The sequence below is a fragment of the Mesorhizobium sp. M0276 genome (assembly GCF_040321755.1).
GTDB lineage: Bacteria > Pseudomonadota > Alphaproteobacteria > Rhizobiales > Rhizobiaceae > Mesorhizobium.
This window is the reverse complement of the sequence record NZ_JAMYSC010000062.1, coordinates 18,267-28,100: the sequence shown is the minus strand read 5'-3', so window position 1 is coordinate 28,100 and position 9,834 is coordinate 18,267. Positions and strand designations below refer to the sequence as shown.

10 protein-coding genes and 2 pseudogenes are annotated in these 9,834 nt (G+C 58.8%); 3 read left to right on the top strand and 9 right to left on the bottom strand.

The annotated features are described in order from the left end of the window. Together NKJ01_RS30860 and tnpB are read right to left on the bottom strand one after the other, a co-directional pair. On the bottom strand, positions 1-724 hold a 724-nt coding region (locus NKJ01_RS30860), incomplete at its 3' end, for an IS66 family transposase zinc-finger binding domain-containing protein (protein ID WP_352733954.1). 69 nt (positions 725-793) lie between these two features. Next, positions 794-1,108: pseudogene (tnpB, locus tag NKJ01_RS30855) on the bottom strand (IS66 family insertion sequence element accessory protein TnpB); the annotation flags it as partial. Positions 1,109-1,200: 92 nt separating this feature from the next. On the opposite strand from tnpB, the gene NKJ01_RS30850 reads away from it, so the two are divergent. Both NKJ01_RS30850 and tnpC read left to right on the top strand, forming a co-directional pair. Then, the gene (locus NKJ01_RS30850; protein ID WP_352733959.1) at positions 1,201-1,464 is read left to right on the top strand and encodes a hypothetical protein; all 264 of its coding nucleotides are present in this window, start codon (positions 1,201-1,203) and stop codon (positions 1,462-1,464) included. A 173-nt stretch (positions 1,465-1,637) separates the two neighbouring features. Beyond that, positions 1,638-2,471 (top strand): annotated as a pseudogene (gene tnpC / locus NKJ01_RS30845) (IS66 family transposase); the annotation flags it as partial. A 449-nt stretch (positions 2,472-2,920) separates the two neighbouring features. On the opposite strand, the gene NKJ01_RS30840 reads toward tnpC, so the two are convergent. The 3 genes from NKJ01_RS30840 to NKJ01_RS30830 all read right to left on the bottom strand — a co-directional run bounded on the left by NKJ01_RS30840 (position 2,921) and on the right by NKJ01_RS30830 (position 6,376). After that, the gene (locus NKJ01_RS30840) at positions 2,921-4,027 is read right to left on the bottom strand and encodes a tyrosinase family protein (protein WP_352733952.1); all 1,107 of its coding nucleotides are present in this window, start codon (positions 4,025-4,027) and stop codon (positions 2,921-2,923) included. 265 nt (positions 4,028-4,292) lie between these two features. Then, on the bottom strand, positions 4,293-5,486 hold the full coding sequence (locus NKJ01_RS30835; protein ID WP_352733950.1) for a hypothetical protein: 1,194 nt from the start codon (positions 5,484-5,486) through the stop codon (positions 4,293-4,295). 17 nt (positions 5,487-5,503) lie between these two features. Beyond that, positions 5,504-6,376, bottom strand: coding sequence for a hypothetical protein (locus tag NKJ01_RS30830; RefSeq protein WP_352733948.1), 873 nt, complete (start codon positions 6,374-6,376; stop codon positions 5,504-5,506). A gap of 496 nt (positions 6,377-6,872) precedes the next feature. Here NKJ01_RS30830 and NKJ01_RS30825 point away from each other — a divergent pair, with 496 nt between their 5' ends. Next, a complete protein-coding gene (locus NKJ01_RS30825) occupies positions 6,873-7,166 on the top strand; it encodes a tyrosine-type recombinase/integrase (protein ID WP_352733947.1) in 294 nt (97 codons plus the stop codon). A gap of 220 nt (positions 7,167-7,386) precedes the next feature. Here NKJ01_RS30825 and NKJ01_RS30820 read toward each other — a convergent pair whose 3' ends face one another. From NKJ01_RS30820 to NKJ01_RS30805, 4 genes are all read right to left on the bottom strand, one after another. Beyond that, the gene (locus NKJ01_RS30820) at positions 7,387-7,782 is read right to left on the bottom strand and encodes an XRE family transcriptional regulator (RefSeq protein ID WP_352733945.1); all 396 of its coding nucleotides are present in this window, start codon (positions 7,780-7,782) and stop codon (positions 7,387-7,389) included. Beyond that, positions 7,782-8,078 (bottom strand): type II toxin-antitoxin system RelE/ParE family toxin, encoded by a 297-nt coding sequence (locus NKJ01_RS30815; RefSeq protein WP_352733943.1) that lies wholly within the window; start codon positions 8,076-8,078, stop codon positions 7,782-7,784. Before NKJ01_RS30815 ends, NKJ01_RS30820 begins: the two co-directional genes overlap by 1 nt. 201 nt (positions 8,079-8,279) lie before the next feature. Further along, a complete protein-coding gene (locus NKJ01_RS30810) occupies positions 8,280-8,468 on the bottom strand; it encodes a hypothetical protein (RefSeq protein ID WP_352733941.1) in 189 nt (62 codons plus the stop codon). Between the two features lie 124 nt (positions 8,469-8,592). After that, positions 8,593-9,810 (bottom strand): MFS transporter, encoded by a 1,218-nt coding sequence (locus NKJ01_RS30805; RefSeq protein WP_352733939.1) that lies wholly within the window; start codon positions 9,808-9,810, stop codon positions 8,593-8,595. Between the last annotated feature and the right edge of the window lie 24 nt (positions 9,811-9,834).

Here is a 9,834-nt window from a genome sequence, read left to right as displayed (position 1 = left end):
GCATGTGGTCGGCTATGGGCTTGAGATGGAAGCAGGCCCGGCCTGCCCAGTTGCCCAGTGTCGCCCGGTCCAGCTGGATGCCCTGGCGGGCGTAGATCTCGGCCTGCCGGTAGAACGGCAAGTGATCACCGAACTTGGCGACGATGACCTGGGCGATCAACGCCTCGGTCGGCAGGCCGCCAGGCACGATATGCTCGGGCGCATGCGCCTGCACGACCGCGCCCGAGCAGCGCCGGCAAGCGTATTTCGGGCGGCGCGTGACCAGCACGCGCAACTGCGCCGGGATTGCGTCGAGCCGTTCGCTGACATCTTCGCCGATCCTGGCCATCTCGCCGCAGCCGCAGGGGCACAGCGTGCTCTTGGGCTCGATGATCCGTTCCACTCGCGGCAGATGGGCAGGCAAGTGACCGCGGTTGCGCAGGCGTGAACCGGACGCGCCGTCCGAACGACCCTGGATGACCCGCTGCGCCTTTTCCTGCGCGGCATCGAGCACGCCCTGCGCGATCTCCACGTCTTCGAGCGGCAGGTGGTATTGATCGGGATGCAGCTTCTCGGACTTGGCGCCGAACTTCTCGTGGTTGAGCTGGCTGACGACGCTCTCCAGGCGGCGGCGCGCCTCCTCGGATGCAGCTAAGGCAGCCTGGTGCTCGGCCAAGGTCGCTTGCGTCTGGGCCAGGAGCGCCTTCAAACGCTCGTTCTCTTCCTGGAGAACCGTCAGATTCATGCACTAAATCAAGCACATGAGTGCCGATAACGCCATTGGAGACAAGGCACCTGAGTCACTGTGCCACACTCATCCGGCCAACTGCGGACGCCGTGCCCGCTCGGGGCGAACCAGTCTCCAGTCCAGCCCTTCGAACAAGGCCGCGAACATCGCCGGCGACATCCGCATCACACCGTCGCGAACCTGCGGCCAAACGAACTTCGAGCCCTCGAGCCGCTTGTGAACGAGCACAAGGCCGGTGCGATCCCACACCAAAATCTTGATCCTGTCAGCCCTTTTGGCCCGGAAGACGAAGGCTGCCCCACAGTATGGGTCGAGGCCTAGCATCTCCTGCACAGCCAATGCCAATCCGTCCATGCCGCGCCGGAAGTCAACCGGCCGAGAGCCTGATGCCGGGGGTGCAGGTGGCGGCGGTCGCGCGGTTCTGGACGGTCCAACGGGACGGCGGGTTCGCTCGGAGGCCGACAGAGCCCGGATTGCGCAAGCATGGCGCGACCCGCTGGCAGGTCTACGATTGGCGGCGTCGCCTTCGTCAGGGACAACTGGCACTGCCAGAAAGCGTGGCGCCGATGTTCGCGCCGCTGATGGTGGAAGAACCATCGGCGCCTCAGCGGACGATGAGGCCATCGAAATCGACGCCGGCGAAGGTGGAAATCGTGATCGACGACATGGTGATCCGAACAGCGGTTGACCTCGAGCAGCTGTCGCAGGTGATCCGAGCGGTTCGGGCCTCGCGATGATTGCACCGGGCAACGATGCGACCCGGCCTGCGTAGCCAGCTGTTGGGACGTCCAAATGGACGTCCATTTTGCCGTCTGCTCCCATGTAGGCCCTCCGTCTCTCGCGATCGGGGGGATTCTTGGCACATTCACCTCATGCGCCGCACGAGGGGAGCGGCGTGGCGCTTACGTTCAAATATGCTTGCCGCCATTGTGAGCGTACCGGCATCAACACGCCGGTCGTGACCGCGCCGATGCCCGCGCAACCCTTGCCGGGCAGCATCGCCACGGCTTCGACGCTGGCCTTCGCGCTCGTTCACAAATACGTCGACGGCACACCGCTCTACCGCCTGGCGCAGGCCTTCGAGCGCGCGGGTGTTCCTGTCAGCCGTGGCGCTCTGGGCCACTGGGTGATCGGCTCGAGCGAAAAGCATCTCTCCCGCATCTATGACGTGCTGAAGCTGCGGCTCAGATCGCAGCCCCTCATCCATGGCGACGAGACCACGGTCCAGGTGCTGAAGGAAATGGACAGAGAGGCCGCCAGCACCTCGTACATGTGGGCATACCGGAGCGGCCAGGACAGTGACGAGCCGATCGTGCTGCTCGATTATCAGCCGGGTCGCGGCCAGATACACCCGCAGACCTTCTTGGGCGATTACCGCGGCATCGTGATGAGTGACGGTTATTCCGCCTGGCGCACGCTGGAAGGGGCAACGCATCTTGGCTGTATGGCCCATTCGAGGCGGCGCTTCGTCGATGCCCTAAAGGCGAGGAAGAAAGGCGGCGGCCCGCCGGAACAGGCGCTCCGGTTCTTCGAACAGCTTTATCGGGTTGAAAGGCAGGCGCGGAACGAAATCCCCGAGGACGGCGAAACGCGAGATCACTGCATTCGCCGCTTCCGCCAGCAACATAGTGTCCCCATCCTCAATGCTCTTAAGGCATGGCTCGACGACATCGCCCCAAAAGTCTTGCCGGACAGCAAGCTCGGCGACGCCGTGTCCTACACCCTGAACCAATGGGGATATCTGATGTGACCTGAGACCCTTGTTCCCTCCAGTTCAATGGAGAGTCCGGAGTTTCATTGATCTGATCCGATACCATTCTTTGGACCGCCGGAAGGTGGAGTTTTCCGGCCCCCTTAGCGGCAGCAGGTGTGTCCCACAGTGCCAGTGTGGTAAAATACAAGTAATGGATCCGATAAACTTTAGCCTGTCATACAACTTCCTATATCGCTGATGCGTATTTCAAAGCTGTTCGAGTCAACAAACGAAAAAGCGAGCCGACGCAATATTTTATCTTTGGCATCGCACCGGAAGGCGGCTGTGTTTCTCGCATCGGAACCCATTGCGACAACATCTCAAGAGGCTCGCGGAGCAACTGCAACCGATTTCGGTCTGCCTATGGCGTCGGCTTGTCCTTGCGCAAGCAACCACCGAATGTAGCGGCTCATGGCCTGCAATTACGAAGTTGGCCTAGGCTATTTGTTGGCTTTAAACTCCTGTCTGAGTGGGAACATTTTCATAGCTGACGGGGATGCTTCATGGAATTCCCGTCGCAGCGGGTACATGTCCTTCGCCGGCATCGGCATTTGCATGTCTGCCAACGCAACTTTCGCGGATTGCAGGTCCGCGAGCACACGTGTTTCTCCCCGATCGGTTTCATAACCTACCTGAAGCTGCGCTCTGGAATGGTAGACGTCCTGCGGTTTTGTCGCCCCAAGCCATGGTGGCGTCCCATTCGAGAACGCGAAAATCAATGGCTTGTCGCCGCTTTGGCCGTCGGGGCCACCAGAGTCTGGAGCGTATGGAGCACTAACGCCCTTCGTCTGCTCCCAGTACGACCACAGACGGTCCAGGTTGCAATGGTGCAGCCAAAACACCGGATCGTTTGGTGATGAGGCCAATGCCATATCGCCGCCAATGTAGCGATGCACCAGATTGTGCAGATCGTATTCCAGCCTAAACCTGAATAGCTGATCTGCGCGGTTGCGTTGCGCGGCTGTCTTCCTGCTGTCGTCATACCATGGTGCTTCATCATAGACGCCAATGGCCATAACGGCGTTTTGAGCCGTTTTGCCAGGAAGTTTTGGTGCGCTCTGATCTGCACCGAACTGCCTTGTCAGAAAATCGGGATTTGTGTTGTCGTCTTTCACGACAACGTTCCAGTTTCCGGCGGCATGGGCGAATGGCCCATCCATGACCTGACTGTCGGCAGGTTGACCATTTCCGCCGAGCAGATCGGGGGCGAATACGGCCGCTGTAGAAGGCTTGTTCGTCCAGTCCCAGTATGGCAACGCAACCGAGGCTGCCTCTGCGCTGGTGGCACGCAGTTCGGACTCGAAATGATACAAGTACACGCGATGCCAAGGCCCAAATGCGGCCGATAGATGCCCCCAGTTTGGAACGTGGCCCATCATCATTGCCATCATGGCGTTGTAGTGGACTTCCACGAAGTCATCATATCGTCCCCGGGATTCATCGCTGGGATGAAATTTGCTTGGTTGTTTCTTCAAAGCCAGAACAGCGTCGGTGAAAGCCTTCTTCTCAGTCGGCAACAAATGCATTGCGTCTTTTCGGATGATCATCGATTGCCCCTCGCAAAACATGAATTAGCATCATCGCAGATTTCTGGCAAAGAAGCTATGCTGTCCTCAAACACAATTATTTCTGGCAAGGTGCCGGAACGAGTACCAAATAAGTTGGTCGAGTCGATGTCAGACTGCTGAATAGGAAGTAATAGAGATCTGGCATCGAGGCTCGCGTACCGGCACCGTCACTTGGGGTAGGCAGCGAATGGGCAAGCGGCGCCATCATCGTTGATCACCTAGGGCGCCGGTCAGCAAAGCGAGACTATGGACTTGGAAAAAGGTCATCTATACTAGGATCGGCGCCTTGCTTGTAGAGGTCGGGGTCAAAATGGAAAATGAGCAACTCAAGATCGTTATCCGCTTCCCTACGCGTCTTATGATAGTCAAAAAGGGCATCGGGTATGGAATTATCAAGAATAGACTTGAAACTTGATTGAGACATATACCAACCCAGTGGCAAAGACAATTTGACAGGTGATATGTCATTTCGGAAGAAACCAAACGAACCGTTAGGATCAGAATAACATTCAGCACCGGACATATGCGTACCACACCTGTCAAAGTCTGAGCGTTGCAGTGCAATTTCTGCGCGCGACTCGCGCGTAGCGAGGAGGGCTCTAATGGGATCAAAGATAAACGACTGTGATACGCTACTAGCGGATGTCGGTTGAGATGGGTTTTCCTCGTTTGCTGCCAAGGCAAGGTGAATGAAGAAAACGGGATAAACACACGGCTTCCATGTTGCCTGATCGTGAAAATTGTCCACGATCTGTATCGCAGGCTCTTCGCAGTTTTCTTCGGAAATGTCGTCAGGCGTCGTTGACTGCACGCCCGCCTTGGCAAAGTTGTGCCAATCCTTGCTAATACGAAGCGCGTTGATGAGGTCCAACACCGTATCGGCGCCGCTGTCGTCGAAATATCCGCCATCAGCAAGAACGAGTTCCTTGTCAATTTTGACGCGCAAGCGGCCTGTGGGAGTGATCCAAGGGAAGCGTGCCGACAAGCCGGCGGCGTCCAGCACACTAATTTCAGGATAGCTGGTCTTCGCCGTAACAGGGTCAGCGTCAAACGGCCACCATAGAGCAGTGCTGGCCTCCTCCGGTGGCTGAAAGGGCGCCATCACGAATCGCCTGCCATTCGCGACATCCATAGCTACCGAGATCAGAGCTGGGCGCGCACCTTTGAGATCAAAACTGTCGCCGATCGCAGTTTGCATGAATTCCTTGTCGATCGAGTCCGAAAGGAAGGAATTCGCGAGTACTTGAGCTCGATCGTCTACCAGCCAATGGCCAGGCATAAGTCGGTCAATTGGCTCAACCAGCAAAAATCTTGCGAAGACGGGCGAAAGGTGGTCAGCAACAACCGGCTCGGGGTCAACTGGGGCTGCAGCCATACCGCACGGCTTGTGATCATGCTGAGGTGATTTGACACGGTCTGCAAAAAGAGCGTTGCCCAATGCTCCGCCCGACACACCTACGGCAGCGAAGACATGCTGGCTGAAGGTGGGCAGTGTCGGTCCAGGCTGGAGAGTACGCCATAAGCATGGGCTGCCGCATAGATGCCTCCGCCTTCGGATGAAACAAAAACTACTGGATAGGCTCGGTTTTGCGAACGGTAAGCATCGAGGTCGGCGCGATCTTTGAGCCACTCGCTGAAGGTCGCATCAAGAGCGGGCGGCCACGTTTTTGCTTGCTTCATCGGGATGTAATGCCCATTGGACCCAAGGACGAATTGGGCAATTACGACGTAACAAACCGCTGCGACACCCGCCACTGGCCTGATTGCTGCAACAAGGAGTATCACACTAAGCAGCCCGACGAAGATCGAGAGGATCGCGAACGCCCCCAAAATTCGTGGAAAATGCACTGGACTCAAAACAGTCGCAGAACCGAACGATAGGTAGATTGCGATCGCAATCGCAGAGGCCACCCAGACCGACCTTATGCGCACAGGCAGCCGGTCCCAGAGCTCAATGTTTGAAACCCACGATACGCCGGTCAAAACACCTATTCCGGCCGCGGCACCCAAGAAAAAGATGAACCAAGAGGGACCTCCAACTAGAAGTCCGGTTAGCAGCGCTGCGATCAGGGACGATGATGCCAGTATCACCAAAGATGGGGTGAGGATGCCCCGGGCTCGTAGCGCCCATAAAGCGCATACAGTGTACGCGACCAGGACCGCTATTGCGATGCAGAACTGCCAGCCATGATCTAATGCGGTTTCGACGACCAAGCGATATTGTCGTGGCATGACAATCGCCAGCAGAAAATAAATGGACGCGGGTAAGACAAGCGCTATCCCGGCTACAATGGCGCGCTTCGATGCGAACGAGTGGCGAGACGACATCTTGTTCCCTGAGCGTCGATTACTCTCTTATAGAGAAACTTTGGCAACTTGCGGAGCCCGCGCTCGAATTTTGTTGTGGCCTCGTCGCGGCGGACGCCTTCTTTGTCATTCTGGCGAACTCGAGCGGCAGTTCGCACTTGGTTGCGAGCACGATGCGCAAGGCTAGCTTATGCCGCGTTCGGTAAAGCCCTGCATGACATGGGCGGTGGCAGCGGCGAGTCCGACAGAGCCAGCCGGGAGGAGGAGAGGACGCTGCTCGCCATCTGCGGCTACCCTGCGGTGGGGGAAGCGGACCGCCTAGCCAAGGCTCGGTATCTTTTAGAGATCGAGGCGCGCGGTGAACTCGACCTGGCAGAGCATATGCAGGCGGTTCTCCGATCGACGATGTGTAAGGCATGAGGCGACCGGAGCGCGATCGGTCAGCTACTGAATATCTGGATGCGCCTCATCTCGGACATCGAGAACTGAATCGACGCTCCCTTAAAAGCGGACATAGTTGGCAACGACGTTGGCAGTCGCTGTCGCGTCAAAGTTAAATGCAAACATTCGTCCGACGGTTGATGACGCCACGGCAAGCAGGCGATCTTTCAGGTATGGCGCGGGCCTGCGCGTGTTTCAAGTTGCGCACCTCAAGATCGACGAAATCGACTCGACACGCATGCTGATCCGCGTCGAACACGGCAAGGGACGCAGGGACCACAACGCTATGTTCTCGCTGCAACTTCTGGAACTGCTCCGGCTGTGGTGGCGCGAAGGCAGGTGGCGCGGGGTGATGCTCCCCCATGGCTGACTGTTCCCCGGGGCGCAGCTTCACCGCGCCGATCTCATCGAGGCAATTGCACCGCGCAGTCCAGGAGGCAGCCAAAGTCGCCGGCATCCGCAGCTCACACCTATGTCGGCCTCCGTTCCCTTGCCGCGAGCTGGCTTAACTAGGACGTTGCTCATACCTACTCCTCGCATCGACGAGACCATCTCGCCCATCGGTAGTCTTTAGCCGAAACAGAGTGAGGTCAGCCGGCGCGTGCGGCTTTTGTGCGATTACGTCCACCTGCCGCTCTTTTAACCCTACGCACGGAGACCGCTTTGGGAGCCACGACGTCGCCGAGCCGCTCTATACGGAGGGGCGCGCGTGAGGGAAGGCGAACGACGAGTTCGAGTTGCCCCCCGATCGCCTCGACGTAGCTTTTAAGAGTAGACAAGTACATGTCGGCTTGTTTCTCGATCTTCGAGACCGAAGGCTGCTTGATCTTGAGGACCGAAGCGATTTCGGCTTGAGCCTTTCCAGCCGCACGCCGCAACTCACCGAGACTCTCGACTTCTCCCCTTAACTCTTCGAAACGCGCGTCGACCCGCTCCCGACGATCCTCGGGGAGCGCAGCGATTAGGTCGTCAAGCTTGCGTCCCATCACTTCTTCTCCTTCTTCGCCGCCCCCAAACGGTCGAGATGCCCCTGATAGCGCTTGTCCGCCTTGGCGATCAGACTTTTATAGAAGCGCTTCTCACTCACGCCCGACTTACCGCCGGCGACGAGCAGGATCGCCTTCCGCTTCCGGTCGAATGCGAACGCAACCCGCCAGACACCATCATCAGCGTCGAAGCGAAGTTCTTTCATGTTCGCGAACGACGAGTCATTCAAGGTATCCGCACGCGGTCGCCCCAGCTGGGGCCTGATCACACCGAGCAGCCGAGGCCAATAGCTCATCTTGGACTGTCTGGTGCAACGCGTCGAACTCCCCGTCGAACTCAACGCCAAAAACGACTTCCCAAGTCATATATAGCTCCTAGGCTATGTGGTCAACATCATCAAGCTGCCGAACGATAGTCTGCGGCCGAAACAAGGTACGCGCGGTCGACGATAATCCGGCCGCCGTTGATACGACTGGCAATTCGCGACCTGTCTGCGCTATCGAGCGGCATCGTCACCGGCGTTCTGACGGGCATGGCCGGCGCGCAGCTGTCGCTTGCCCAGAATGCCGGCTTGTCGTGAAGGTATGACCGCCAGCAAGGGTTCCATCGCGCCGGCAGCGCTCACCGTCGCCAAATGGAAACCGGTGCCGGCGAGGTTCGCGTGTCTGGCGGCGAAGGTCGCCATGGCCCGGAGGTGAAGCCGGCGAGGCGCTGCGCTGGTCCATGCGTAATCGTGCGGAGAACCGCGCCGCGCCGTGCATCGCATCTCTCGTCCCGCTGCGCTGCTGAGGCCTTTTCTGTCAGGCGGTCTAGGTTTCGCGCTTCGGGCCGAGCAGGAACACTATGAGGGCAGCGACGAACGTGGCAACAGCACTGTAGGCAATGGCACTGGTAACCCCGGCATTGTCCACCAATAGTCCGCCGAAGATCGCGCCGGCAGCGATTGCCACTTGGAATACTGTGACCAGCAGCACACCGGCGCTTTGGGCCTGCTCGGGAACGACCCTCCGTACCATCCACGTCTGCAATCCCACTGGCACCGCGCCGAAGGCAAACCCCCACGCGGCAACAGCAATCGCCGAGGCCAAGGCCGATGCTCCCGCCGTCAGCAGCGAAACAGCGGCTATCGCTATGAGCAGCGGTGCAAGGGCCGCGACTGCCTTGAGACTGTACTCGGCCAGAAGCCCGCCGGCCAAATTGCCGAAGAATCCGCCGATGCCAAAAGCCAGCAACACAAGCGAGATCGTCTCGACATCCAGCGCGGGAATCTTCTCGAGGAAGGCGCGGATATAGGTGATTCCGGCGAAGTGGCCGGAAGCGACCAGCAGGACGACCAAAAGCGCAACCTTGACCATCGGAATCTTAGCCACATCCAGCAGGCTGCGGAAGCTAGCCACTCCAATCGGAGGCAGTCTCGGAATGGTTATGAGTTGCACCAGCAGTGTAGCCGCGCCGCCGACTGCGGCGAGTATGAAGGCGCTACGCCATCCCCAGATATCGCCGACATAAGCGCCGATTGGAGCTGCGCAAACGGTAGCCACCGAAACGCCGGTGAGGATGATCGACATAGCGCGCGCCAGGAGGTGGCTTGGAACGAGCCGCATCGCCAGTGCTGCCGACATCGACCAGAAGCCTCCGAGCGCTATGCCGAGCACGATGCGTGCAGTCAGGAGAACCGCCAGCGACCACGCGCCGGCCGCCAGAAGGTCGGACAGGATCAGCAGCAGCGTCATCGTCCACATGACGGTCCTTCGGTCCAGGCGCTTTGTGATGATGGCCACCGTCGGCGCCGAGATCGCCCCGACGATAGCGGTCGCCGTCATCGCCTGTCCAGCCGCTCCCTCGGTTATGCCGAGATCATGCGCGAGGGGAGTGAGCAGGCTGACAGGCAGAAACTCTGCCGTGACCAGCCCGAAGGTGCCCAAGGAAAGCGAAATCACCGCACCCCATGCGGGACCAGACGGTGGGACGGGTTTTTCTGGGTGGTGCAAAACAGCGTCCATGACGCATGCCGCGGATTGGGTCATGAACGAAGTCTCCACTTTGATGCA

Bases quoted from the DNA above. Each gene is read 5' to 3' on its own strand.
- NKJ01_RS30840 (WP_352733952.1), bottom strand. From the start codon at position 4,027: ATGATCATCCGAAAAGACGCAATGCATTTGTTGCCGACTGAGAAGAAG.
- NKJ01_RS30815 (WP_352733943.1), bottom strand. From the start codon at position 8,078: ATGAGCTATTGGCCTCGGCTGCTCGGTGTGATCAGGCCCCAGCTGGGG.
- NKJ01_RS30820 (WP_352733945.1), bottom strand. From the start codon at position 7,782: ATGGGACGCAAGCTTGACGACCTAATCGCTGCGCTCCCCGAGGATCGT.
- NKJ01_RS30810 (WP_352733941.1), bottom strand. From the start codon at position 8,468: ATGGCGACCTTCGCCGCCAGACACGCGAACCTCGCCGGCACCGGTTTC.
- NKJ01_RS30805 (WP_352733939.1), bottom strand. From the start codon at position 9,810: ATGACCCAATCCGCGGCATGCGTCATGGACGCTGTTTTGCACCACCCA.
- NKJ01_RS30830 (WP_352733948.1), bottom strand. From the start codon at position 6,376: ATGTCGTCTCGCCACTCGTTCGCATCGAAGCGCGCCATTGTAGCCGGG.